The sequence below is a fragment of the Streptomyces sp. NPDC020958 genome (genome assembly GCF_055562175.1).
In genome coordinates, this window is the sequence record NZ_JBVHFU010000004.1 from 355,908 (window position 1) to 379,119 (window position 23,212).

The 23,212-nt window shown below is 73.5% G+C and carries 22 protein-coding genes; 9 read left to right on the forward strand and 13 right to left on the reverse strand.

Annotated features, from left to right (window positions below; genetic code table 11):
- Window positions 1–6: 6 nt before the first annotated feature.
- The gene (locus ACZ3KP_RS15490) at window positions 7–465 is read right to left on the reverse strand and encodes a hypothetical protein (protein WP_467499785.1); all 459 of its coding nucleotides are present in this window, start codon (window positions 463–465) and stop codon (window positions 7–9) included.
- A gap of 142 nt (window positions 466–607) precedes the next feature.
- Here ACZ3KP_RS15490 and ACZ3KP_RS15495 point away from each other — a divergent pair, with 142 nt between their 5' ends.
- The gene (locus tag ACZ3KP_RS15495) at window positions 608–1,279 is read left to right on the forward strand and encodes a pyridoxine/pyridoxamine 5'-phosphate oxidase (RefSeq protein WP_467499787.1); all 672 of its coding nucleotides are present in this window, start codon (window positions 608–610) and stop codon (window positions 1,277–1,279) included.
- An 18-nt stretch (window positions 1,280–1,297) separates the two neighbouring features.
- On the opposite strand, the gene ACZ3KP_RS15500 is transcribed toward ACZ3KP_RS15495, so the two are convergent.
- The 3 genes from ACZ3KP_RS15500 to ACZ3KP_RS15510 are packed head-to-tail and all read right to left on the reverse strand — an operon-like array spanning window position 1,298 to window position 3,240.
- A complete protein-coding gene (locus tag ACZ3KP_RS15500; RefSeq protein ID WP_467499789.1) occupies window positions 1,298–2,173 on the reverse strand; it encodes a GNAT family N-acetyltransferase in 876 nt (291 codons plus the stop codon).
- A gap of 40 nt (window positions 2,174–2,213) precedes the next feature.
- Window positions 2,214–2,819 (reverse strand): GNAT family N-acetyltransferase, encoded by a 606-nt coding sequence (locus ACZ3KP_RS15505; protein ID WP_467499791.1) that lies wholly within the window; start codon window positions 2,817–2,819, stop codon window positions 2,214–2,216.
- Between the two features lie 43 nt (window positions 2,820–2,862).
- Window positions 2,863–3,240 (reverse strand): Zn-ribbon domain-containing OB-fold protein, encoded by a 378-nt coding sequence (locus ACZ3KP_RS15510; RefSeq protein WP_467499793.1) that lies wholly within the window; start codon window positions 3,238–3,240, stop codon window positions 2,863–2,865.
- A 211-nt stretch (window positions 3,241–3,451) separates the two neighbouring features.
- Between ACZ3KP_RS15510 and ACZ3KP_RS15515 the strand changes: the two genes are divergently transcribed.
- The 5 genes from ACZ3KP_RS15515 to ACZ3KP_RS15535 all read left to right on the forward strand — a co-directional run bounded on the left by ACZ3KP_RS15515 (window position 3,452) and on the right by ACZ3KP_RS15535 (window position 10,081).
- On the forward strand, window positions 3,452–4,609 hold the full coding sequence (locus ACZ3KP_RS15515; RefSeq protein ID WP_467499795.1) for a flavin-containing monooxygenase: 1,158 nt from the start codon (window positions 3,452–3,454) through the stop codon (window positions 4,607–4,609).
- Between the two features lie 161 nt (window positions 4,610–4,770).
- Entirely contained in the window at window positions 4,771–6,258 is a 1,488-nt protein-coding gene (locus ACZ3KP_RS15520; protein ID WP_467499797.1) for a flavin monoamine oxidase family protein, read from the forward strand.
- 117 nt (window positions 6,259–6,375) lie between these two features.
- Window positions 6,376–8,604 (forward strand): acetate--CoA ligase family protein, encoded by a 2,229-nt coding sequence (locus ACZ3KP_RS15525; RefSeq protein WP_467499799.1) that lies wholly within the window; start codon window positions 6,376–6,378, stop codon window positions 8,602–8,604.
- Window positions 8,604–9,386, forward strand: coding sequence for an enoyl-CoA hydratase/isomerase family protein (locus ACZ3KP_RS15530; protein WP_467499801.1), 783 nt, complete (start codon window positions 8,604–8,606; stop codon window positions 9,384–9,386). The genes ACZ3KP_RS15525 and ACZ3KP_RS15530 overlap by 1 nt, the downstream gene beginning before the upstream one ends.
- A gap of 71 nt (window positions 9,387–9,457) precedes the next feature.
- Complete coding sequence (locus ACZ3KP_RS15535; protein ID WP_467499803.1) at window positions 9,458–10,081, forward strand: flavin reductase family protein; 624 nt, start codon at window positions 9,458–9,460, stop codon at window positions 10,079–10,081.
- A gap of 268 nt (window positions 10,082–10,349) precedes the next feature.
- Here ACZ3KP_RS15535 and ACZ3KP_RS15540 read toward each other — a convergent pair whose 3' ends face one another.
- Window positions 10,350–11,660, reverse strand: coding sequence for an MFS transporter (locus ACZ3KP_RS15540; protein WP_467499805.1), 1,311 nt, complete (start codon window positions 11,658–11,660; stop codon window positions 10,350–10,352).
- Window positions 11,661–11,731: 71 nt separating this feature from the next.
- Here ACZ3KP_RS15540 and ACZ3KP_RS15545 point away from each other — a divergent pair, with 71 nt between their 5' ends.
- The gene (locus ACZ3KP_RS15545) at window positions 11,732–12,784 is read left to right on the forward strand and encodes a GlxA family transcriptional regulator (RefSeq protein ID WP_467499807.1); all 1,053 of its coding nucleotides are present in this window, start codon (window positions 11,732–11,734) and stop codon (window positions 12,782–12,784) included.
- On the opposite strand, the gene ACZ3KP_RS15550 is transcribed toward ACZ3KP_RS15545, so the two are convergent.
- From ACZ3KP_RS15550 to ACZ3KP_RS15560, 3 genes are all read right to left on the reverse strand, one after another.
- Window positions 12,774–13,823 (reverse strand): Zn-dependent alcohol dehydrogenase, encoded by a 1,050-nt coding sequence (locus ACZ3KP_RS15550; RefSeq protein ID WP_467499809.1) that lies wholly within the window; start codon window positions 13,821–13,823, stop codon window positions 12,774–12,776. The two genes, ACZ3KP_RS15545 and ACZ3KP_RS15550, sit on opposite strands and share 11 nt — an antisense overlap.
- The gene (locus ACZ3KP_RS15555) at window positions 13,823–14,977 is read right to left on the reverse strand and encodes an acyl-CoA dehydrogenase family protein (protein WP_467499811.1); all 1,155 of its coding nucleotides are present in this window, start codon (window positions 14,975–14,977) and stop codon (window positions 13,823–13,825) included. Before ACZ3KP_RS15555 ends, ACZ3KP_RS15550 begins: the two co-directional genes overlap by 1 nt.
- Window positions 14,978–15,105: 128 nt before the next feature.
- Window positions 15,106–16,020 carry an SDR family NAD(P)-dependent oxidoreductase gene (locus ACZ3KP_RS15560; RefSeq protein ID WP_467499813.1) on the reverse strand — a complete coding sequence of 305 codons (915 nt, stop codon included), beginning with the start codon at window positions 16,018–16,020 and terminating at the stop codon, window positions 15,106–15,108.
- Window positions 16,021–16,106: 86 nt separating this feature from the next.
- On the opposite strand from ACZ3KP_RS15560, the gene ACZ3KP_RS15565 reads away from it, so the two are divergent.
- Complete coding sequence (locus ACZ3KP_RS15565) at window positions 16,107–17,033, forward strand: cyclase family protein (protein ID WP_358974126.1); 927 nt, start codon at window positions 16,107–16,109, stop codon at window positions 17,031–17,033.
- 329 nt (window positions 17,034–17,362) lie between these two features.
- On the opposite strand, the gene ACZ3KP_RS15570 is transcribed toward ACZ3KP_RS15565, so the two are convergent.
- The 3 genes from ACZ3KP_RS15570 to ACZ3KP_RS15580 form a co-directional block, all read right to left on the reverse strand.
- Window positions 17,363–17,839: an ATP-binding protein gene (locus ACZ3KP_RS15570; RefSeq protein ID WP_467499815.1), complete on the reverse strand. Its 477-nt coding sequence runs from the start codon at window positions 17,837–17,839 to the stop codon at window positions 17,363–17,365.
- A gap of 552 nt (window positions 17,840–18,391) precedes the next feature.
- Window positions 18,392–19,279 (reverse strand): acyl-CoA dehydrogenase family protein, encoded by an 888-nt coding sequence (locus ACZ3KP_RS15575; RefSeq protein ID WP_467499817.1) that lies wholly within the window; start codon window positions 19,277–19,279, stop codon window positions 18,392–18,394.
- A 6-nt stretch (window positions 19,280–19,285) separates the two neighbouring features.
- Window positions 19,286–20,416 (reverse strand): acyl-CoA dehydrogenase family protein, encoded by a 1,131-nt coding sequence (locus ACZ3KP_RS15580; RefSeq protein ID WP_467499819.1) that lies wholly within the window; start codon window positions 20,414–20,416, stop codon window positions 19,286–19,288.
- Window positions 20,417–20,544: 128 nt separating this feature from the next.
- Here ACZ3KP_RS15580 and ACZ3KP_RS15585 point away from each other — a divergent pair, with 128 nt between their 5' ends.
- Window positions 20,545–22,092, forward strand: a complete 1,548-nt coding sequence (locus ACZ3KP_RS15585) for a class I adenylate-forming enzyme family protein (RefSeq protein ID WP_467499821.1) — start codon at window positions 20,545–20,547, stop codon at window positions 22,090–22,092.
- Here ACZ3KP_RS15585 and ACZ3KP_RS15590 read toward each other — a convergent pair.
- Together ACZ3KP_RS15590 and ACZ3KP_RS15595 are read right to left on the reverse strand one after the other, a co-directional pair.
- The gene (locus ACZ3KP_RS15590; protein ID WP_467499823.1) at window positions 22,076–22,588 is read right to left on the reverse strand and encodes an EF-hand domain-containing protein; all 513 of its coding nucleotides are present in this window, start codon (window positions 22,586–22,588) and stop codon (window positions 22,076–22,078) included. The two genes, ACZ3KP_RS15585 and ACZ3KP_RS15590, sit on opposite strands and share 17 nt — an antisense overlap.
- A 146-nt stretch (window positions 22,589–22,734) precedes the next feature.
- Window positions 22,735–23,109 carry an STAS domain-containing protein gene (locus ACZ3KP_RS15595; protein ID WP_467499825.1) on the reverse strand — a complete coding sequence of 125 codons (375 nt, stop codon included), beginning with the start codon at window positions 23,107–23,109 and terminating at the stop codon, window positions 22,735–22,737.
- Between the last annotated feature and the right edge of the window lie 103 nt (window positions 23,110–23,212).

A 23,212-nucleotide genomic window follows, 5' to 3' on the forward strand; every position in this document is an offset into this window, starting at 1 on the left:
GAGCGACTAGCCGCGGGCCCGGACGACACGGTGGGCGCGGTGGGGGGCGGGGCCGTCGGGGAGGAGGGTGACGCCGGTGTGGGTGCGGCGGACCGTGAACGCGGTCAGGGCCAGGACGAGGGAGACGGCGGCCACGCCCAGCGGGATCAGGGCGGGCGTCGACCGCCCCGCGGGAAGGTTCCCCGCGTGGACGGCGCCGGCGAGCGAGACGGCGCAGAGCAGGAGCGCGAGGAGGCAGGCCGCCCCCCAGCCCGCGCGGACGCGCCGGGTGCGGGCGTGGTCGCGCACCTCGGCCAGGACCGGGGCCGCGCAGACGGGACACTCCAGCTCGACGCGTTCCCTGCCGTCGGCCGGCCGCACCAGCTGGAAGTCACGGGCGGCCCAGGTGGCCGTCCGCCGCCCGCGCCGCCCGACATCGCCGCGTACGTGGCGTACGGCCACTTTCACGGTCCTCGGTCCCCTCATGCCGGACAGTGTGCGTCCGGGGCACAGCTGCGCGCAGGGGTTTGCCCGGCCGCGTCCGGCACGTGCGGCGCCGGGGAACGCGCACCGGCCGTACGGCCCCTGATGGCGCGGCTGCGGGAGGCTCCCGAGTGATACTCGGCACATGGCAGCAACGGATCTCCACACGCTCCTGAAGTCGCTCCGCGTCTGGTCCCCCGAGACCACGGAGCTACGGCCGTTCGACCCGGCGACGGCGCCGGACGCCCCGCTCCCGCTGTTCACCACGTGGTTCGCGGAGGCGGTGGCGGCCGGCCAGCCGGAGCCGCACACCGTGTCGCTGGCGACGGCGGACGAGCGGGGCCGGGCGGACGTGCGGATCGTGATGCTGCACGGCGCGGACGCGCACGGCTGGTCCTTCGGCTCGCACGTCACCAGCCGCAAGGGCCACCAGCTGAGCGTCCACCCGTACGCGGCCCTCGCCTTCTACTGGCCGGTGCTGGGCCGCCAGGTCCGGCTCCGCGGCCCGGTGTCCGCGGCACCGGCCAGGGAGAGCCAGGCGGACCTGCACGCCCGCTCGACGGGCGCCCTCGCGTCGGCGCTCACCGGCCGCCAGAGCGGTGTCCTGTCCTCGTTGGAGGAACTCCGCACGGAGTCGGAGGCCGCCTGGCAGCGCGCCCGTGCCGACCCGTCCGCCCCCTCCCCGACCTGGACCCTCTACCGGCTGCACCCCCAGGAGGTGGAGTTCTTCCAGGGCGACCCCGACCGACGCCACGTACGCCTGCGGTACGTCACCGAGGCCGACGGCGGCTGGCGCAGGGAACTGCTCTGGCCGTAGGCACGGGCGCGGCGCGGCCTACTCCGCGAACTCGTACTCCGCCCAGTCGGCGACCTGCCGATAGCCGATGCGCTGGTACAGGGCGTTGCTCGTCGGGTTGGCCAGGTCCGTGAAGAGGAGGAGCTCGCCCACTCCCGCGGCCAGCGCCGCCCGGCTGACCCGCGCCGTCACCGCCCCGGCGTAACCGCGGCCGCGCAGTTCCGGCGGGGTGTAGACGGGCCCGACCCGGGCCTGTCCGGCGACCGTCGGGGTGACGCCGGCCATGGAGACCGGGGTGCCGTCCGGGGTCTCCCAGAGGGTGACCCCGCCGTAGGAGAGCCGGAAGTCGGCCCAGTCCTCGCCACCCCGGCCCCCGGGCAGGCCCGCGTCGGCGACGAAGGCGTCGTACCAGCGGATCAGCAGTTCCCGGTCCGCCTCGCCCGCGACCCGTGCCCGCCCCTCGGGCAGCGGCGACGGGTCGGTCAACTCGGCCAGCCGGTACAGCCGTTCCCTTCCGCTGAGGCACCCGGACACCCCGGTCCCGCGCTGCCACGCCGCGGCGAACGCCTCCGCCGTGGCCCGCTCCGAGGCGAAGCCGGTCACGGGGTGGCCCAGGTCGAGGAGAGCGGTGACCAGCGTCTCGGCCTCGTCGGCCGTGAGCCGGGTGGTGCGCAGGGCGTACGGCGGGGTGTGCAGCAGCGCGGCGCCCACGGTGCCGTCCGCCCGGACCAGGCGGCCGAGGAACGGCGGCCGGCCGCCGTAGGCCCGCGGTCCGCGCCGCCGCAGCTGCTCGGTCACCGTCAGGTGGACGGTGTGCAGGTCGGGCCGTGAGTGGAGGAAGTCCTGCGCGTGGGACAGGAATGCGTCGATGTCGGAGGTGAAGTGCCAGGCGGGCGCGTGCGTTTCGGCTTCCATGGTCGATGATCCCGCCCGACCGCCCTGCCGGGCATCCGAATTAGATGCCGGCGACTTCCGGGTCCGTCGCGAGGCGGGCGTGCAGGTGGACGTCGCGGAACGCGTCCTGCCTGCCCGCCTCGAACATCGCGTCGCGCAGCGTCCCCTCGTGCCGGAAGCCGCAGGTCCGCGCTGTCCGGCAGGACGCCTCGTGGCCGAGGGCGTGCCCCAGTTCCAGCCGGTGCAGATCCAGTTCGGTGAAGGCCCAGCGGGCGGCCAGGGCCAGGGCGTGGGTGGCGACCCGGCGGCCGCGCGCCTCGGGGAGCACCCAGTAGCCGACCCGGGCCGACCGGAAGACCCGGTCGATCAGGTTGATGCCGATGTGGCCGAGGGTCGTACCGCTCGCCTCGTCCGCGACGCGGAACGGCGCGCAGATCCCGTCGTCCGCCTGCGCCTGCTGTCGGACCATGGCGGCCCGGGCACCGGCGAGGTCGCTCTCCGTCGTGAGCGGGGTGTTCCAGCGGCGGAAGTCCGGATCGGTGCGCCCGCGCAGCCAGCTCTCCACATGGGCTTCGACGTCCGGGTCCCAGCGGTCGAGCCGCAGGCCGTGACCGTGCGGTGGCGGGCCGGGTCGGCGGGCGGCGGGCTGTTCCTCGATCAGGGCCATACGCCCATTGAAACCCGTGGGGCGGGTGGTGGCCCAGCCGGTTTCAGCTCGCCGCCGGGCGGAACACCGGTACCCCGCGCCGGAAGGCGACCTCCAGGGGGAGACCGGGGCGCGGCTCGGAGGTGTCGACCAGTTCGGTCATCATGCGCGGCCCTTCCGCCAGGTCGACCACGGCCGCCACGTACGGGACGCGGTCGCCGAAGGGCGGGAGGTCGTTGCGGTGGACGACGGACCAGGTGTAGAGGGTCGCGCGGCCCGTCGCCTGCTCCCAGGTGCCGTCCTCGCTCCAGCAGTGCGGGCAGAACTCCCGGGGGTAGTGGTGGGCCCGTCCGCAGGAGCGGCAGCGGCGCAGCAGGAGCCGGCCCTCGGCCGCCGCCTGCCAGTAGGGGCGGGTGAAGGCGTCCGCCTCGGGGATGTCCATGCGTCTGACGGTACGTCAGCTGAACCGGAAAGCCGAGAGCCGGGGCGAAAGGGCCGCCCACGGCTTGCGCACCCCGCCTCTTCCGTTTCCGTTCAGACCAAGTGGGCTACGCCACACATCCCACCTGTTTCTCCACGGGTGTGATCAATCCGCAACCAATTCCGGTCTTGACCGAGACCCATCAACGTGAAGCGTGATTACGCTCCCGCTCATGGCCGTGTTTCCCCCCACCGTTTCGCCCGTCTACGTCATCGGCGCCGGCCCCGGAGGTCTCGCCGTCGCGTACGCGCTGCGGGCCCGGGGCGTCCGTGCCGTCGTCCTGGAGAAGTCCGACAACGTCGGCGCGTCCTGGCGCCGCCACTACGACCGGCTCCACCTGCACACCACCCGCCGGCTGTCCGCCCTGCCGGGGCTGCCCATGCCGCGCCGCTTCGGCCGCTGGGTCTCCCGCGACGACGTGGTGCGCTATCTGGAGAAGTACGCCGAGCACCACGAACTGGAGATCGTCACCGGTGTCGAGGTCTCCCGCGTGGAGCGCTCGCCCGGCGCGGACGGCTGGCTGCTGCACGCGTCCGGCGGCCGGGAGCTGACGGGCTCCGCGGTCGTGGTCGCCACCGGTTTCAACCACACCCCGCGCATCCCCGACTGGCCCGGCCTGGACGGCTACCAGGGGCGGTTCCTGCACGCCGGGGAGTACCGCGACGCCGGGCCGTTCGCCGGTCAGGACGTGCTGGTCGTCGGCATCGGCAACACCGGCGCCGAGATCGCCGTCGACCTGGTGGAGGGCGGCGCCGCCCGGGTACGGCTGGCCGTCCGCACGGTCCCGCACATCGTGCGCCGCTCCACGGCCGGCTGGGCCGCCCAGTACAACTCGATCCTGGTACGGCGGCTGCCCACCCGCCTCGTCGACCGGCTCGCCCGCACCATGGCCAAGGTGAGCGTGCCCGACCTGGCCGCCCACGGCCTGCCCCGCCCCGACACCGGCCTCTACAGCCGGGTCAAGCAGGGCTCCATCCCGGTCCTGGACGTCGGCCTCATCGACGCGGTGCGGCGGGGCCGGGTCGAGATCGTGGCCGCCGTCGAGGGCTTCGAGGACGGCAAGGTCGCCCTCGCCGACGGCACCCGCACCTCCCCCGACGCGGTGATCGCCGCGACCGGGTACGTCCGGGGCCTGGAGAGCCTGGTCGGCCACCTCGGCGTCCTCGACGACCGCGGCCGCCCGGTCGTCCACGGCTCCCGCGCCCCCGGGAACGCCCCCGGCCTCTACTTCACCGGCTACACCAACCCGATCAGCGGCATGTTCCGCGAGATGGCCCTCGACGCGGAGAAGATCGCGAAGGCGCTCGCCAAGCGCCTGCGGACGGCGTAGAGATCCTCAACCTCCTTACGTACGAACCGTGTTACTCATGTGACGCATGCGACGAGAGCGTTTTGTTACCGGCGGTAGCACCAAGCCCGTGCCCGAGACCAGAATGTGAGCCCTGCTCAACTTTCCGGCTTCACCCCTCTCGCTCCGTACGGAGGACGCACGTGGCACGCGAAAGACAGCTCTCCCGCCGCTCCCTTCTCGGCGGTGCCGCCGCCGGGGCGGTGGGCCTCACCGCGGTCTCCGCGGGCCCGGCCGCCGCGGCGGCCTCCCGGACCGTCGACGTCGCGATCGTCGGCGGCGGCATCGCCGGACTCACCGCGGCCCGCGACCTGGTGGCCGGCGGCCGGACGGTCGCCGTCCTGGAGGCCCGGGACCGGGTCGGCGGCCGGGTGGTGAACCTGAAGCTGGCCAACGGGGGTCACACCGAGGGCGGCGGCGAGTTCATCGGCCCCACCCAGGACCGCATCAAGGCCCTCGCGGACTCCCTGGGGGTGGCGACCTTCACCACGTACAACACGGGCGACAACCTCCTCTACAAGGACGGCAAGCGCACCCCGTACGACACCGGCGGACTGCTCGGTTCGGTCCCGCCGGTGGACGCGGCCGGGCTCGCCAACGCGGCGATCGTGCAGTCCGAACTGGACAGCATGGCCGCGCAGGTGCCGGTGGACGCGCCCTGGACCGCGCCCAAGGCCGCGGAGTGGGACAAGCAGACCTTCGAGAGCTGGCTGAACGCGAAGGCGGTCATCCCCTCGGCCAAGTTCCTCCTGGACGTGGCCTGCACGTCGATCTTCTCGGCCCAGCCCCGCGAACTCTCCCTCCTCTACGTCCTGTACTACATCGCCGCCGCCGGCAACGAGTCCACGGCCGGCACCCTGGAGCGCCTCACCGACACCGCGGGCGGCGCACAGGAGTCGCGTTTCGTCGGCGGTTCCCAGCAGGTCCCGATCAAGCTGGCGGCGACCCTCGGCGACCGGGTGGTGCTGAGCGCCCCGGTCCGCTCGATCGCCAGGGCAGGCGGCTCGTACGTGGTCACGGCGGACGGCATCACGGTCACCGCGACCCGCGTCGTCGTCGCCCTGCCGCCCCCGCTGGCCGCCCGCATCAGCTACGACCCGCTGCTGCCGGCCGCCCGCGACCAGCTCACCCAGCGGATGCCGATGGGCTCGATCGGCAAGGCCATCGCCGTGTACGACACCCCCTTCTGGCGGGCGGACGGCCTCAACGGGCAGGCCGTCAGCGACTCCGGCGTGGTCCGCTCGACCTTCGACAACTCCCCGCCGGACGCCTCCTACGGGGCGCTGATGGGCTTCATCGAGGCGGACGAGATGCGGGCCTACGACGCGGCGGGCGAGGCCGAGATCAAGGCCGCCGTCCTGGCGGACTACGCCAACTACTTCGGCGACAAGGCCAAAAACCCCACCTCCTTCGTGCTCCAACGCTGGGACAATGAGGGCTTCTCACGGGGCGGCCCGGTGGCCTACGCACCGCCCGGGGTGCTGACCGAGTACGGTGCGGCGCTGCGCAAGCCGGTGGACGGGATCCACTGGGCCGGCACGGAGACCTCCACGTTCTGGACGGGATACATGGACGGAGCGGTGCGCTCGGGCGAGCGGGCGGCGAAGGAGGTACTGGCCGCCCTCGGGTGACCGGGAGAGCGTTTTAAGCCCCAACTTTGCGTGCAGAGCGGTTCCTGACGCAGTGTCAGTTCAGTAATCTGACACTGCGTCAGTTTATCGTGCTGTCACACAGAGGCGGGCGGACCGATGCTTGGATCAACCCACGGCACCCTCACCACCGACTCCCGCCGGGCCCGGGCCATCGCCTGCGGTGAGCAGCGCCCCGGGCCCGCCGTCCACGGCCGGACCGCCGCCGAGGACGACCTGGACGTCAGCGGCCGGCCGCTGTACGCGGACGTACCGGATCTCGACCGGTTCTTCCGGCCCGAGTCGGTCGCCGTGATCGGCGCCTCGGACGCCGAGGGCCGGCCCAACACCGGTATCACCCGGCAGCTCCTCGACTGGGCCGGGCGGGTCGGGGCCCGGGTGCACCCGGTGCACCCCACCCGGCCGGCCGTCTTCGGCATCGACTGCGTCCCTTCCGTCGCCGACCTGCCCGAGCAGGTCGATCTCGCCGTCCTGCTGGTCGCCGACCCGCTCCCGGTGATCGAGGAACTGGCCGCGGCCAAGGTCAGGTTCGCGGTCGCCTTCGCCTCCGGATTCGCGGAGACCGGCGCGGCGGGCGCGGCCGCCCAGGCCCGCCTCGCGGCGGCCGTACGCCGCTCCGGGCTGCGGCTGCTCGGCCCGAACACGAACCTGAACGCCTTCGAGCGGTTCCGCGACGACCTGGAGGGCCCCGCCATCGCCCTCATCACCCAGTCCGGCCACCAGGGCCGCCCGGTCTTCGCCGCGCAGGAGCTGGGCGTCCGCCTCTCCCACTGGGCGCCCACCGGCAACGAGGCCGACCTGGAGACCGCCGACTTCATCTCCTACTTCGCCGAGCGCCCCGAGGTCGGCGCCATCGCCTGCTACGTCGAGGGCCTCAAGGACGGCCGCGCCTTCCTGCTGGCCGCCGACCGCGCGGCCCGCCGCCGGGTGCCGGTGGTGGCGGTGAAGGTCGGCCGCACCGAGGCCGGCGCCCGCACCGCCGCCTCCCACACCGGCAAGCTGACCGGCGCGGACGACGTGGTCGACGCGGCGCTGCGGCAGTACGGCGTGATCCGCGTCGACGGTCTCGACCAACTCCAGGACACCGCGGCCCTGCTGGCGCGGGCGCGGGCGCCGCGCGCGGACGGCGTGGTGGTCTACTCGATCTCGGGCGGCACGGGCGCGCACGTCGCCGACCTGGCGTCCGGCCTGGGGCTGCGGCTGCCGGAGCTGTCCGAGGCCCGGCAGGCCGAACTGCACCAGTGGATACCGGAGTACCTGAGCGTGGCCAACCCGGTGGACAACGGCGGGCATCCGGTGGGCGACTGGCGCGGCCGCAAGATCATCGACTCGATCCTCGCCGACCCCGAGGTCGGCGTGCTGATCTGCCCGATCACCGGCCCCTTCCCCCCGCTCAGCGACAAGCTGGTCCAGGACCTGGTGGACGCGGCGGAGGCGACCGACAAACTGGTCTGCGTGGTGTGGGGCTCGCCGGTCGGCACCGAGGCCGCCTACCGCGACGTCCTCCTTCGCTCCTCCCGGGTGGCCACCTTCCGCACGGTCGGCAACTGCCTGACCGCCGTCCGCGCCCACCTGGACCACCACCGCTTCGTGAGCGACTACCGCTCCCCCTTCGACGAGGCCCCGCGCACCCCGTCGCCCTCCTACCGCAAGGCGCTCGCGCTGCTGCGGCCGGGACAGCAGCTGAGCGAGCACGCGGCGAAGCAGCTGCTGCGCGCCTACGGCATCCGGGTGCCGCGCGAGCAGCTGGTGACCAGCGCGGCGGCGGCCGTGCGCGCGGCCGGGCTGGTCGGCTACCCGGTGGTGATGAAGGCGTCCGGCGGGCAGATCGCGCACAAGACCGAGCTGGGCCTGGTGAAGGTCGGGCTGACCTCGGCGAGCCAGGTCCGGGACGCCTACCGGGAGCTGACCGACATCGCCCGCTACGAGGGGGTCGCCCTGGACGGGGTGCTGGTCTGCCAGATGGTGGAACGGGGGGTGGAGATGGTCGTCGGGGTCACCCACGACGACCTCTTCGGGCCGACCGTGACGGTGGGGCTCGGCGGGGTGCTGGTGGAGGTGCTGCACGACGCGGCCGTGCGCGTGCCGCCGTTCGGCGAGGACCAGGCCCGGGACATGCTGGCCGAACTGCGCGGGCGGCCCCTGCTGGACGGGGTCAGGGGGCGGCCGCCGGCCGACCTCGACGCGCTCGTCGAGGTGATCCTGCGCGTCCAGCGCATGGCCCTGGAACTGGGCGACCGGCTCGCCGAGCTCGACATCAACCCGCTGATGGTGCTGGAACAGGGCCAGGGCGCGGTGGCGCTGGACGCGCTGGCGGTGTGCCGCTGATGGACACCGTCCGGTACGCACGGGCGGAGCGGGTCGCCTACGTCACCCTCAACCGTCCCGAGGCCCTCAACGCCGTGACCCCCGCCGAGCGGGAGGAGGTCATCCGGCTGCTGTCGGACGCCTCCGCCGATCCGGAGCTGGGGGCGGTGGTGCTCACCGGCACCGGCCGGGGCTTCTGCGCGGGCGCGGACCTGCGCGGCTCCGGGTCCGCCGCGCCCCTCCCCGGTGACGTGGCCCGCACCATCCGGCGCGGCGCCCAGCGCCTGATCACCGCCGTCCTCGACTGCGAGAAACCGGTGATCGCGGCCGTCAACGGCACCGCCGCCGGCCTCGGCGCGCACCTGGCGCTCGCCTGCGACCTGGTCCTGGCCGCCGAGTCGGCCCGTTTCATCGAGGTGTTCGTCCGCCGCGCCCTGGTCCCCGACGGCGGCGGCGCCTACCTGCTGCCCCGGCTGGTCGGCCCGCACCGCGCCAAGGAGCTGATGTTCTTCGGCGACGCGCTCCCGGCGCCGGAGGCCGAACGTCTGGGCCTGGTCAACCGGGTCGTACCGGACGAGGAGCTGGCGAAGACGGCCCGGGAGTGGGCACAGCGCCTGGCCGCCGGCCCCACCCGCACCCTGGCCCTGACGAAACACCTGCTCAACGCGTCCCTGGAGAGCGACCGGACAGCCGCCTTCGCCGCCGAGGCCGCCGCCCAGGAGCTCAACATGACGACCCACGACGCCCAGGAGGGCCTACGCGCCTTCACGGAGCGCAGAAGCCCCGAGTTCCGGGGCCGGTGACGGCGGCAGACCGCCGTTTCGAACGCCCACCCCTTCCCATCTGACGATCCGTCACTTTCAATGGAAGGGTGATGGGACACGCTGGGGCGGCCGCGGCTGCCGTTCGTTATCTCAGGTCGGTTCCCGCGCCGGGGCCCGTGGAGGCCCTGCCGCGCCCGGAGTTGCGGTGTGTGCGGGCGGACGAGCGGGCGCCGGTCGACCCCGTGGAGTTCCGGCGGGTGCTCGGGAACTTCGCGACCGGGGTGACCGTCGTCACCGCACCGGCCGCCGAAGGCGAGCCCTCCCCCGCCGGATTCGCCTGCCAGTCCTTCTCCTCCCTCTCCCTCGACCCGCCCCTGGTCTGCTTCATGGTCGCCCGCACCTCGGCCACCTGGCCGCGCATCGCCCGCGCGGGTGCCTTCTGCGTCAACGTGCTCGGCGCGGGCCAGGGCGAGCTGTGCCGCGCCTTCGCGAGGAGCGGCACGGACAAGTTCGCGAGCGTGGCGTACGACGCGGCCCCCGCCTCGGGCGCACCCCGCCTGGCCGGCGCCACGGCCTGGATCGACTGCGCGATCCACGCCGTCCACACGGGCGGCGACCACCTGATCGTGGTCGGCCGGGTACGAGCCCTGGGCACGGCCGACGGAAGCCTCCCGGACCAGGCCCCGCTGCTGTTCCACCGGGGGCGGTTCGGCAGGCTGGAGCCGGAGGGTTAGGGGCTGTCCGGCGGATCATGCCGCAGACGCGGGGTCCGGCACGCCCTCCCCCACTGCCCGAAAGGCGTGGGGGGACCCCCAGCGGCGGTGTCGTCGATCACCGACGTCCCCCAGCCTCCGGCCGGGAGGTGCCCCCACCGCGTCGCCCGCCGCGGCAGCGGCTGATCGGCCACGGCTCCTCCGCCGTGCAGCCGGACGCACCAGACCCCGCTCACCTCGGCCGACGAGCCACCCTTGCTTCCCTGCGACCTGATCCGCCGGACAGCCCCTAGACGGCGAGAGCGGGCACGGGCGGCATCGGTCGGCGGCGGATCACCAAGGCCATCAGGGCCGCCGCCGCGCACAGGGCGCCGGAGGCGTACCAGACCATGTCGTAGGTGCCGAAGACGTCGCGGGCGACGCCGCCGAGCCAGGCGACGAGGGCCGCGCCGACCTGGTGGGAGGCGAGGACCCAGCCGAAGACGATGGCGCTGTCCTCGCCGTACTGCTCGCGGCACAGGGCGAGGGTGGGCGGGACGGTGGCGACCCAGTCCAGGCCGTAGAAGACGATGAAGAAGATCATCGGTGGGTGGATCGCCGGGCCGAGCAGCATCGGCAGGAAGAGCAGCGAGAGGCCGCGCAGGGCGTAGTAGACGGCGAGCAGGCGGCGGGGTTCGAAGCGGTCGGTGAACCAGCCGGAGGCGATGGTGCCGACGACGTCGAACACGCCGATGACCGCGAGCAGCGAGGCCGCGGCGGTGACCGGCAGGCCGTGGTCGTGGGCGGCGGGCACGAAGTGGGTCTGGATCAGGCCGTTGGTGGAGGCGCCGCAGATCGCGAAGGTGCCGGCGAGCAGCCAGAAGGGCCCGGTGCGCACGGCGGAGCGGAGCACCCCGATCGTCCGGCGGGCGGCGCCGGTGACCGGCGGCGGCTTGGGCACGAACTGGTCGGCGCCGTACGGCTCGAGGCCCACGTCGGCCGGGTGGTCGCGCAGCAGCAGCCAGACGAACGGGACGACCGCGAGGGCGGCCAGGGCGACGGTGACGGCGGCGGGACGCCAGTCGTACGTCTCGACCATCCAGGACAGCAGCGGCAGGAAGATCAGCTGGCCCGAGGCGGAGGCGGCGGTGAGGATGCCGGTGACCAGGCCGCGCCGGGCGGTGAACCAGCGGTTGGTGACGGTGGCTGCGAAGGCGAGGGCCATCGACCCGGAGCCGAGCCCGACCAGAAGGCCCCAGCAGAGCAGCAGCTGCCAGGCCGCCGTCATCCACACGGTCAGGCCCGAGCCGAGCGCGATCACGGTCAGGGCGACGGCGACCACACGCCGTATGCCGAAACGGTCCATCAGGGCGGCCGCGAAGGGCGCGGTGAGCCCGTACAGCGCGAGATTGACGGAGACGGCCGCCCCGATCGTGCCGCGCGACCAGCCGAACTCCGCGTGCAGCGGGTCGATGAGCAGGCCGGGCAGGGAGCGGAAGGCGGCGGCGCCGATGATCGTGACGAAGGTGACGGCGGCGACGAACCAGGCGCGGTGGATGCGTGGTGCGCGGGCCGGCTTCGGGTGCTGGAGGGCTGCTGCGGGTTCCGTTGTCTGGGGCACGCCATAAAGCTTCGGCCAGCGGATTCACTCCATCGAGTGGCCCGAAGGACAGTATTCGCTAGGATCGGGCCATGGACAGCCAACTCCATGAGCCCGGGGCGCCCGGTTTCCGCCCGCACCGTGTGGTCGTCCTCGCCCTGGACGGTCTGCTCCCCTTCGAGCTGGGCATCCCGCACCGCATCTTCGGCCGCCCCAAGGACCGCCGGGGCCGCCACCTGTACGAGGTCGTGACCTGCTCGGTGCGGCCACCGGGACCGGTCGAGACCGACGCCGACTTCGCGATCCACGTGGCGCACGGCCCTGAGGTGCTGGCCACCGCCGACACGGTGGTCGTCCCGGCCTCGTACGAGCTGGGCCCGGTCTTCGAGGAGGGCGTCCTCACCCCCGAACTGGCCGCCGCCCTGGCCCACATCCGCCCGGGCACCCGGCTCGCCTCCATCTGCACCGGCGTCTACGTCCTGGCCGCCGCCGGCTACCTGGACGGCCGCCCGGCGACCACGCACTGGGCCGAGGCGGACCATCTCCAGCGGCTGTTCCCGCGCATCGAGGTCGACCCGGAGGTCCTGTTCATCGACGACGGCGACGTACTGACCTCCGCCGGGGTGGCCGCCGGCATCGACCTGTGCCTGCACATGGTCCGCCGCGACCACGGCACCGCCGTCGCCAACGACGTGGCCCGCCGCACCGTCGTACCCCCGCACCGGGACGGCGGCCAGGCCCAGTACATCCACCGCCCGGTCCCCGACCTCCAGACGGCCACCACCACGGCCGCCCGCGCCTGGGCCCTGGGCCGCCTGCACGAACCGATCCAGCTGCGCGACATGGCCGAGCAGGAGGCCATGTCGGTACGGACCTTCACCCGCCGCTTCCGCGAGGAGACCGGCGTCAGCCCCGGCCAGTGGCTCACCCGGCAGCGCGTCGAACGCGCCCGCCACCTCCTGGAGTCCACCGACCTCTCCGTCGACCAGGTGGCCAGGGACGCCGGCTTCGGCACCGCCCAGTCGATGCGCCAGCACCTGCAGACGGCGCTGGGCGTCACCCCGACCGCCTACCGCCGTACCTTCCGCACGGGGACCTCACAGACCACGGGGACCACGGGGACCACGGGGACCGTCAGAACGTGAGCACCCCCCGGGCCACCCGTCCCGCCTCCGCGTCCGCGCGGGCCTTCTCGAAGTCCTCCACCGGGTAGGTCGCGGTCACCAGTTCGTCCAGCATCAGGCGGCCCTGCCGGTACAGCTCGGCGTACAGGGCGATGTCGTGCTGGGGGCGCGAGGAGCCGTAACGGCAGCCCAGGATGGACTTGTCCAGGAACAGGGAGGCGACGACGAAGGACGCCTCGGCGGTGGCGGCGGGCACGCCGAGGAGGACCGCCTGGCCGTGCCGGTCGAGGAGGTCGACGGCCTGCCGGACCAGTTCGACGCGGCCCACGCACTCGAAGGCGTGGTCGACGCCGTGCGGCAGCAGGTCCTTCACCCCGTCCGTCGAGGTCAGGAAGTCGGTCGCGCCGAACTGCCGGGCCACCTCCTCCTTGGCCGGGTTGGCGTCCACGGCCACGATCCGCAGCGCGCCCGCGATCCGGGCGCCCTGGATGACGTTCAGCCCGATCCCGCCGGTGCCGATGACCAGCACGGTGTCGCCGCGGTCCACCCGGGCCCGGTTGAGCACCGCGCCCACACCGGTCAGCACCCCGCAGCCGATCAGCGCGGCGGACGTCAGCGGGATGTCCTTCGGGATGCGCACCGCCTGCACGGCCCGGACCAGGGTGCGTTCCGCGAAGGCGGAGTTGCAGGCGAACTGGTGGACGCCCCGGCCACCGCGCGTGAACGGCTGCTGGGGGCGCCCGATGGCCTTGCGGCACATGGTCGGCCGCCCCCGGTCGCAGTCGGCGCAGGTCCCGCAGTTGGCGAGCGTGGAGAGCGCCACGTGGTCGCCCGGCGACACGTGACCGACCCCCGCGCCCACCGCCTCCACCACTCCGGCGCCCTCGTGGCCGAGCACCACGGGAACGGGGAAGGGTATGGTCCCGTCCACCACGGACAGATCGCTGTGGCAGAGCCCGGCCGCCGCCACGGACACCAGCACCTCACCCGGACCCGGCTCCCGGACGTCCAGGTCGTCGACCACCTGGACCTGCTTCCCGTCGAACACCACACCGCGCATCACGACTCGACCCCCTTCGGTTCCCTCGGCAGACCGAGCACGCGCTCGGCGATGATCGTGCGCTGGACCTGGTCCGAACCGCCGTAGATGGTGTCGGCCCGCGAGAAGAGGAACAGGTGCTGGGCGGCGTCCAGTTCGTAGGACGCGGCGGCCGACCAGTCGGCCGGTCCGACGCTCGCGGCCGCGCCCCGCACCAGCACGGCGAGCTCACCGAGCCGCTGGTGCCAGCCGGCCCACAGCAGCTTGGCCACGCTGGGCGCGCCCGGCTCGGCGGCCGAACTCCCTAGTGTGCGCAGGGCGTTCCACCGCATCACCCGCAACTCGGCCCACTGCCGCACCAGCCGCGCGCGGACGACGGGGTCGGCGGCGGCGCCGCTCGCCACGGCGTCCCGCACCACCCGGCCCAGTTCCTCGGCGAACCCGATCTGCTGGGCGAGCGTGGACACCCCCCGCTCGAAGCCGAGCAGGCTCATCGCCACGCGCCAGCCGTCGCCCTCGCCGCCGACGACATGGTCGGCGCGCGCGTACGCGCCGTCGAAGAAGACCTCGTTGAAGTCGCTGGTGCCGGTCAGCTGCCGGATGGGCCGGACCTCGACGCGGCCGGGCTGGTCCATGGGCACGAGCAGGAAGCTCAGCCCGTGGTGCCTGCGGGAGCCGGGCTCGGTCCGGGCGAGCACGAAGCACCAGTCGGCCTCGTGGGCGAGGGAGGTCCAGATCTTCTGCCCGGACACGCGGTAGCCGTCCGCCTCCCGTACGGCCGCGGTCCGCACCCCGGCCAGGTCCGACCCGGCGCCGGGCTCGCTGTACCCCTGGCACCACAGCTCCTCGCCGGCGGCGACGGGCGGCAGGAACCGCGCCTTCTGCTCGGGCGTGCCGTGCGCGAGGAGCGTCGGGGCAAGGAGGTTCTCCCCGATATGCCCGGAGCGCGGCGGGGCGGCCGACCGGGCGTACTCCTCGGCCCAGACGACCTGCTGCGTGAGCGTGGCGGTCCGGTTCCCGTACCCGCCCTCCGCCCACCCGAGCCCGATCCACCCGTCGGCCCCGAGCGTCCGCTCCCACCCGCGCCGGTCCACCCCGCCGTCCACGTGCGCCCCGAGCCAGGCCTGCACCTCCCCACGAAAGACCTCGTCCTCCGAACCCGAGCCGAACTCCACGGTGCCCTCCAGAGATGGTTCGATTCGACCGACCAACGGGCGCTGGGGGTCCCCCCGGCCGAAGGCTGGGGGGAGGAACTGCGCGAGGAACCACGACGGCGCCGCACTCGCCCACACGCCGCACCCCCCTAGGCGTTCGGCCGCCCCCCGCCCCGCGCAGCGGCCTCCATCGCCGCCACCCGCGCCAGCATCGGCATCGGCTCCACCCCCACGCTCCCCGGCAGCACCTCGGCGATCCGTTCCGGCGTCCAGGAGCCCCCCTCGGCGTACGCGGCCCGCACCTCGCTCGGCTGGGCCCACACCGCGATCTTCGGCCCGGCGACCGTGTAGACCTGCCCGGTGACCCCCGCGTCCCGCGCGGCGTCCGAGAGCAGGTAGACCACGAACGCGGCCACGTCCTCGGGCTCCCCGATCTCGGCGAGTTCCATCGGCACCCCCGCAGACATCCGGGTACGCGCCACCGGTGCCACCGCGTTCGCGGTCACCCCGTACTTGTGCAGGCCGAGCGCCGCGCTGCGCACCAGCGAGATGATCCCGCCCTTGGCCGCGCTGTAGTTGGCCTGCGAGACGGAACCCTGGTGGTTGCCGCTGGTGAAGCCGATCAGGGTGCCGGCGCGCTGCCCCCGCATCACCGCCGACGCCGCCCGGAACACCGTGAACGTGCCCTTGAGGTGGGTGGCGACCACCGGGTCCCACTCCTCCTCGGTCATGTTGAACAGCATCCGTTCCCGCAGGATCCCGGCCACGCACACGACCCCGTCGAGCCGGCCGTACGACGCCAGTGCGACGTCCACGATCCGCTGTCCGCCCGCCATGGTGGAGATGTCGTCGGCCACGGCGACCGCCTCGCCGCCCGCCGCCTCGATCTCCTTGACGACGGCCTCGGCGACCTCGCTGGTGGGTGATGCGCCGTCGACCGAGACGCCGTAGTCGTTGACGACGACCTTCGCCCCCTCGGCCGCCGCGGCCAGCGCCACGGCCCGTCCGATACCGCGCCCGGCACCCGTCACGGCGACGACCCTGCCTGCCAAGAAGTTCCCCATGCCCGGCCCCTTCCCGCGGTTTCTGACGGACCGTTAGATTTTATGGCGCGTCTGATGTGCGGACACAAGCCCCGGGGAGGAACCGGATGTCACTGCCGGCTGAGTTCCACGACATCGCCAAGCGCGTCAACAACTGGGGACGCTGGGGCACCGCCGACGAGCTCGGCACGCTGAACCTGATCACCGACGAGGTGGTCCGGGAGGCGGCCGCGACCGTGCGCACCGGCCGACGGGTCCCCCTGGCCCTGCCGCTGCGGGAGGACGGCGTGCAGACCGGGATGATCCCCGGGCGGGTCAACCCGCTGCACGCGATGGTGCAGATCAACCAGGAGCTGTTCGGCCCGGGGACGGTCGCGTGCAGCGACGACGCCGTGACGATGGGACTGCAGGCGGGCACCCACTGGGACGCGCTCACCCATGTCTCGCACTCGGGGCGGCTGTACAACGGCCGCCCGGCGGACACCGTGACCGCGCACGGCGGGGCCCGGTTCGCGGGGATCGACAAGGCGCGGCACATCGTCTCGCGCGGGGTGCTGCTGGACGTGGCACGCGCGCGTGGCGTCGAGCGGCTGGCGGGCGGCCACGCGGTCACCCCGGAGGATCTGGACGCCGCGCAGGAGCTGGCCGGGACGACGGTCCGCGCCGGTGACATCGTGCTGGTGCGGACCGGGCAGGTGCAGGTGTACCTCGCCGGGGACAAGCACGGGTACGGCTACCCGTCGCCGGGTCTTTCGGTGCGGACCCCGCAGTGGTTCCACGCACGTGACGTCGCGGCCGTCGCCAACGACACCCTCACCTTCGAGATCTTCCCGCCCGAGATCGAGGACCTCTGGCTGCCCGTGCACGCCCTGGACCTGGTCGAGATGGGCATGCTCCAGGGCCAGAACTGGAATCTCGAAGAGTTGTCCACAGCCTGTGGAGAAACCGGCCGGTACGCGTTCCTGCTGTCGGCGACGCCCGAGCCGTTCGTGGGCGCGACGGGCAGCCCCGTCGCACCCGTGGCCGTCCTCTGAAGCCCGGCACGGCGCGAGGGGGAGTCCGAGTCGGTGTCACGCCGGGAACCGGCGTGACACCGACCCTCCCCCATCCCCCCGGGACCCGGACGGCCACGCGCGCCGGCCCGCCCCGAGCCGGGCCCCGCACGCCAGCGTCCGTCTCGACCCACACTCGACGAGGACGTCCGTGGCCGGACCCCTCGCCGTCCCCTCGCGGCGAATCGCAGACCTCAAGCGTGTTCACATGGTCACGTGGCGTCAACACCCGTTCGGGGTTTACCCGTCACGCCCCGGTTCACCGTGGGCGCGCACGGATGCAACCCCCGGCGCATCACCGCACACGGGGATCACACCGCCTCGAACGCCAGCCCCTCGAAGGAGGCCAGGCCGCCCCCGTACGCCACCGCCGCACCCTGCCGGGGCTCCGAGCACCGGTCGAGTTCGCACCAGATGCGCTTGCCGGCGCCTTCCCGGCTCCAGCCCCAGCGGTCGGCGAGTCCGTCGACGAGGGCGAGGCCGCGGCCCCCGGTCGCGTCACCGTCGACGCACCTCGGCACGGGCGCGCGGGTGCTGTCGTCGGCGACCTCCAGCCGTACGGTGGCCGGGTCCTCGGCGGCCGCGCGGTCCACGCCCGGCAGCGAGAGCCGCAGCACGGCGGGTCGGCCGGTGTGCACGACGGCGTTGGTGACCAGCTCGGAGACGAGCAGGATCAACGTCTCGGCGAGCGGCTCGTCCACCGCTATACCGGACCCGGCGAGGCGCGAGCGGGCCCACCTTCTGGCCCGCCCCACCTCCGCGGGGTCGGGCCGGATCTCCAGCTGCACTTGAAGCACCTGCACCGCTCACACCATCCGAACCGGCGGACACATGGACCCGCGCCGAGCGGGCGCCGCGACGAGGACCGCGACGACGAGGGCGACGAGGGCCACGATCGTAGCCATTTTCTGCATGGCCAGAACAACGGCCAGAGCAAGGGTCACGGAACGTGATTCCCTTACGAGACAGCATGGTTGACGTACAGTCACCCCAACAAGCGCTTCGGGCATATTCCAGCGCGAAGGAGTACGCCTAGGGCATACTGTGCGACGCTCGCGGCGGGGACTCGAACAGGCGGGGGCGCAAGCCCTTACCGCCCTGCGAACAGCGGCACGCGCCACGAGCCGCGGGGCCGCCTCGACGGCGCCGCGGGCATGGCTCGTCCTCGGAACCACTCGCATCCCACAGAAGGTACCGGAGCGGACACCCGACTCCAGGCCGTGACGAGTCACGCGTTGGACACAACCCGGTATCAACGCTCCGTGATCACGCCGTGCCACAATCCGCGACATCCCGGTCGTCCAGGCGCCGATTCCCCAGCCCAGAGCCCTTGCGAACGGTCACCCGAGCAGGTCGGCCGCGAGCTTCTCCTCACTCTCCGTGACGTCCCCACCACGATGGGACCGCACCCAGGCCCGTTTCAGGAGGAGGTGCACCTCCGTCTCCCAGGTGAAGCCCATCCCGCCGTGCACCTGGAGACAGTCCCGGGAACCGGCCACGGCGGCCTCGTCGGCGAGCAGCCGGGCCGCCGCGATGTCCAGCGGGTCGGCGGTCACGGCGGCCGCGTAGACGGCCGCACGCGCGGTCTCGGCCCGCACCAGCATCTCCGCGCACAGGTGCTTGACCGCCTGGAACGCCCCGATCGGCTGCCCGAACTGCACGCGTGTGCGAGCGTGTTGCACGGCGAGCTCGCACGCGCGCACCGCCGTGCCGAGCTGCTCGGCGGCGGTCAGGAGCACCGCCACCGGATCCGGGTCTCCCCCACCGGCGCCCGGCACCCGGTGCAGGGGCGTCAACGGGTCGACGGAGCGCAGCGGTACCGCCTCCGACACGTCCCCCGCGCCCCCAGCGCCGCCCGTCACCACGTCGGCCTCGGCCAGCCACTCCACCAGGGCGCCGTCCACGCGGGCCACCACGGTCTCCCCCTCGGCCGCGCCCGGCACGTCGGCGGCCGCGAGGTGGGTGGCCAGCAACGGGCCGGTCAGCAGCGCCCGTCCGGCCTCCTCGAACACCAACACGGCCTCCGGCAGACCCAGTCCGACCCCGCCCGCGGCCTCCGGCAGCCGCAGCGCGAAGAACCCGGCCGCGCCCAGCTCCCGCCACAGCTCCCGGTCCAGGCCCGGCGCGGCCACGGCCGCCCGCAGCACCGCGCCGTCGAACCGGCGTCCGAGCAGCGCCCGCATGCCGTCCCGCAACGACCTCTGCTCACCGGTCAGCCGGAAACGCACGTCCGTTCACCGCCCCTTCGGCAGTCCGAGGATCCGCTCGGCCACGATGTTCCGCTGGATCTGCGAGGTCCCGGCGGCGATGGTGTACGAGAGGGAGGAGAGCCGGTCGAGGACCCACGGCCGGTCCAGGTCGAGCGCGTCGGGGCCGAGCACGGCGGCCGCCGCGTCGTACAGCTCCTGGCGCGCGTGCGAGTAGCGCAGCTTGAAGACCGAGCCGCCGACGCCGGGCACGCCCCGGCCCTCCGCCTCGCTGACGTTCCACTGGGTGAGCCGCCACAGCGCCCGGAACTCGGCGTTCAGCCGGCCGAGGCGGCGGCGCAGCACCGGGTCGTCCCAGCTGCCGTTCGCACGCGCCGCGCGCGCGAGGTCGCCGAGCACCCGGCGGCAGGCGACGACCTCGCCGACGAAGGCGGTGCCGCGCTCGAAGGAGAGGGTCACCATGGTGACGCGCCAGCCGTCGTTCTCGGCGCCCACCCGGTTGGCGACGGGGACCCGCACCTCGTCGAGGAACACCTCGGCGAACTCGTCGGAACCGGCGAGCGTGCGCAGCGGCCGTACGGTGACGCCCGGGGCGTCCATGGGCAGGGCCAGCCAGCTGATGCCCCGGTGCTTCGGCGCCCCGGGGTCCGTCCGCACCAGCAGCTCGCACCAGTCGGCGACCTCCGCGTGCGAGGTCCAGATCTTGGATCCGCTCACCACGTAGTCGTCGCCGTCGCGCCACGCGCGCGTGCGCAGCGCGGCCAGGTCGGAGCCGGCGTCCGGTTCGCTGAAGCCCTGGCACCACACCTCGTCGCCGCGCAGGATCGGCGCCAGCCAGCGGGCCCGCTGCTCCGCGGTGCCCTCGGCCGCGATGGTCGGGCCCGCGTGCAGCAGGCCCACGAAGTTGGCGCCCACATAGGGCGCGCCGGCCCGCTCGGTCTCCTCCAGGAAGATCAGCCGGGTGGTCGGGGAGGCGTCCCAGTGGACGTCGGCGTACCCGGCGTCGTACAGGGTGCGCTGCCAGCCGAGGTCGTAGGCGCGGCGGCCCGGCCAGTCCTCGGGGCGCGGCTTCGGCGGCAGACCCGGGAGCACCTTGGTGAGCCACTCCCGAAGGCGCGCCCGGAAGTCCTCCTCCTCGGGCGTGTACGACAGATCCACCGGCAGGCACCCCCACGGAGCTGATGGTTCGTCAGATCTCGCAGGCTAGCCCCGCACCCCTGGACCGGCAAGGCACCAGGACCTACGATCTGACGACTCGTCAGCTGGAGAGGGACAGGGGCCCGGCCATGGACGACACGAACGCCATCGCACACGAGCTGAGCGCCTCCCGCACCCTCTGGGACCTGGCCGCCCGCCGCGCCGAACTCACCCCGGACCGGCCGGTGTTCCTCCAGGGCGACCGGGCGCTGTCCTTCAGCGGACTGCGCGCGCGTGCCGAACGCGTCGCGGCCGGCCTGTACGGCATGGGCGTGCGCCCCGGCACGGTCGTCGCCTGGCAGCTGCCCACCCGGATCGAGACGGCCGTGCTGTCCTTCGCGCTGGCCAGGCTCGGCGCCGTGCAGTCCCCGGTCATCCCCTTCTACCGGGACCGCGAGGTCGGCTTCGCGCTGCGCGAGTCCAGGGCCGAGTTCTTCGCCGTACCGGGCGTGTGGCGCGGCTTCGACCACACGGAGCTGGCCCGGCGGCTGGGCGCGAAGGGCGTCTTCGAGGTGTACGACGCCGACCGGCTGCCGGACGGCGACCCGGCCGTCCTGCCCGCCCCGCCCGCCGAGGGCACCTCGGTCCGGTGGATCTACTGGACCTCGGGCACCACCTCCGACCCCAAGGGCGTGCTGCACACGGACCGTTCGCTCATCGCGGGCGGTTCGTGCCTCGCGCACGCCCTGCGGCTCACGGCGGACGACGTGGGCTCCATGGCCTTCCCGTACGCGCACATCGCGGGCCCCGACTACACGGTGATGCTGCTGCTGTACGGCTTCCCGGCGGTGCTGTTCGAGCAGTTCGCACTGCCGGACGCGCTGCCGGAGTACCGCAGGCACGGGGTGACGGTGGCGGGCGGGTCGACGGCGTTCTACTCGATGTTCCTGGCCGAGCAGCGCAAGCGGCCGGGGACCAGGGTGATTCCGTCACTGCGGCTGCTCGCGGGCGGCGGGGCCCCCAAGCCGCCGGAGGTGTACCACGCGGTGGTACGGGAGATGGGGGTGCAGCTGACGCACGGCTACGGCATGACCGAGGTGCCGATGATCACGATGGGGGCGCCGGACGACACGGCGGAGAACCTGGCGACGACCGAGGGGCGGCCGCCGGCCGGGATGGAGATACGGATCGCCGAGGGCGGCGAGGTACGGCTGCGCGGGGAGGCGGTGTGCCAGGGGTACCTGGATCCCGCGCAGACCGCGGAGGCCTTCGACGAGGACGGGTTCCTGCGGACCGGCGACCTGGGGCAGGTGACCGAAAGCGGTCACCTGGTCCTCACCGGACGGCTCAAGGACGTGATCATCCGCAAGGGCGAGAACATCTCGGCGAAGGAGATCGAGGACCTGCTCGCCGCGCACCCGGCGGTGGGCGACGCGGCGGTGGTGGGACTGCCCGACGCCGAACGCGGGGAGCTGGTGTGCGCGGTGGTCGAGCAGCCGCCCGGCGCGGCCGTGCTGACGCTGCCGGAGGTGGTGGCGTACCTGCGCGCGGAAGGGCTGTCGGTGCACAAGCTGCCGGAGCGGCTGGAGGTGGTGGACGCCCTGCCGCGCAACGAGACGCTGCGCAAGGTGCTCAAGTACCGGCTGCGCGAGCGGTTCTCGGGCTCCTCCGCGGCGGCCGCTACCCCGGAATCGTGAAGTAGCGGGCGAACGCCGGGATGATCTCCGCCTCCGCGACCCTGCCGTCGCCGTCGGTGTCGAGGCCCGCGGCGACTGTCCGCGCGGTCTCCGGGGGCACGCCGAGGGCGCGCAGTACGCGCTCGGTGTCGGGGACGGTGGCCGTGCCGTCGCCCGCGGTGTCGGCGAGCGCGAGGGCCGCGTGCAGGAAGGGGCGGGCGATCTCGGCGAACCGGTCGGGGTTGTCGTGCAGCCGCTTGACCGCGCCGCTCACGAACTCCTCGTGGGTGATGCGCTGGTCGCCGTCCCGGTCCGCCATACCGGCCATGCCCTGCCAGAAGGCCTCGGCGCCGGCGTACAGGGCCTGGCCCTTGTCGGAGCGGGCCGGGGCGCCGAACTCGGCGAGCAGCGCCTTGGCCGCCGAGTTGAAGTCCTCGCGGGCGATCCAGCCGTTGCCGTCCTGGTCGAAGGTTGCGAACCGGGCGGCGATCCGTCGCTCGTACTCGGTGCTGACCATGTCTGTTCGGGCCGCCTTACGTGACGTGGGGGTTCTCCTCGCAGGGAGCGTACGACGCGGGCGACGGCCGGGGAGCGGGAAGGCGTCGTTTGTGCCAAGACCGGGGGAATTCCGGGACAACTGTGTGGCAATGTCGGGGCAGCGCCCTAGGCGGACAGGGGGTTCTCCTCGTCGGAGACCGCGCTGTCGGTGTCGGCGTAGACGTCGAACAGCCGCCGGACGCCGAGGGCGCCGAGGACCCGGTTGACGTGAGAACCGTCACTCGCGCCCCGGGCCGGCAGGATCAGCCGCAGCCGGCCCCGGCAGGAGCGGATCAGGCGCCGGGCGGCGATGAGGACGCCGACCCCGCTGGAGTCGCAGAAGAAGACGTCGGACAGGTCGAGGACCAGACTGTGGTGGCCCTCGGCCACCACGTCGTGCACCCGCTGGCGCAGGACCGGCGAGGTCACCAGGTCCAGTTCGCCCGACACCGCGAGCACGGCCCACTCGCCCTGTTCCTCGCCGGTCACCTTGAAAGCCACGGCTCAGCCCTCCGCTCGCCGGATCTCCGGAACCGCCCGGAAACGGAGCCAGTTCCTACGCTTCTTTTCGCGCGGCTGCCCAGCGGCCGTTCCCCGAAACCCC

Excerpts from the sequence above, each read along its gene's own strand:
- ACZ3KP_RS15515 (WP_467499795.1), top strand. The coding sequence starts at position 3,452 with ATGGCCGTGTTTCCCCCCACCGTTTCGCCCGTCTACGTCATCGGCGCC.
- ACZ3KP_RS15505 (WP_467499791.1), bottom strand. The coding sequence starts at position 2,819 with ATGGCCCTGATCGAGGAACAGCCCGCCGCCCGCCGACCCGGCCCGCCA.
- ACZ3KP_RS15545 (WP_467499807.1), top strand. The coding sequence starts at position 11,732 with ATGGACAGCCAACTCCATGAGCCCGGGGCGCCCGGTTTCCGCCCGCAC.
- ACZ3KP_RS15530 (WP_467499801.1), top strand. The coding sequence starts at position 8,604 with ATGGACACCGTCCGGTACGCACGGGCGGAGCGGGTCGCCTACGTCACC.
- ACZ3KP_RS15590 (WP_467499823.1), bottom strand. The coding sequence starts at position 22,588 with ATGGTCAGCACCGAGTACGAGCGACGGATCGCCGCCCGGTTCGCAACC.
- ACZ3KP_RS15560 (WP_467499813.1), bottom strand. The coding sequence starts at position 16,020 with ATGGGGAACTTCTTGGCAGGCAGGGTCGTCGCCGTGACGGGTGCCGGG.
- ACZ3KP_RS15510 (WP_467499793.1), bottom strand. The coding sequence starts at position 3,240 with ATGGACATCCCCGAGGCGGACGCCTTCACCCGCCCCTACTGGCAGGCG.
- ACZ3KP_RS15525 (WP_467499799.1), top strand. The coding sequence starts at position 6,376 with ATGCTTGGATCAACCCACGGCACCCTCACCACCGACTCCCGCCGGGCC.
- ACZ3KP_RS15490 (WP_467499785.1), bottom strand. The coding sequence starts at position 465 with ATGAGGGGACCGAGGACCGTGAAAGTGGCCGTACGCCACGTACGCGGC.
- ACZ3KP_RS15565 (WP_358974126.1), top strand. The coding sequence starts at position 16,107 with ATGTCACTGCCGGCTGAGTTCCACGACATCGCCAAGCGCGTCAACAAC.
- ACZ3KP_RS15585 (WP_467499821.1), top strand. The coding sequence starts at position 20,545 with ATGGACGACACGAACGCCATCGCACACGAGCTGAGCGCCTCCCGCACC.
- ACZ3KP_RS15500 (WP_467499789.1), bottom strand. The coding sequence starts at position 2,173 with ATGGAAGCCGAAACGCACGCGCCCGCCTGGCACTTCACCTCCGACATC.
- ACZ3KP_RS15550 (WP_467499809.1), bottom strand. The coding sequence starts at position 13,823 with ATGCGCGGTGTGGTGTTCGACGGGAAGCAGGTCCAGGTGGTCGACGAC.
- ACZ3KP_RS15495 (WP_467499787.1), top strand. The coding sequence starts at position 608 with ATGGCAGCAACGGATCTCCACACGCTCCTGAAGTCGCTCCGCGTCTGG.
- ACZ3KP_RS15535 (WP_467499803.1), top strand. The coding sequence starts at position 9,458 with ATGGGACACGCTGGGGCGGCCGCGGCTGCCGTTCGTTATCTCAGGTCG.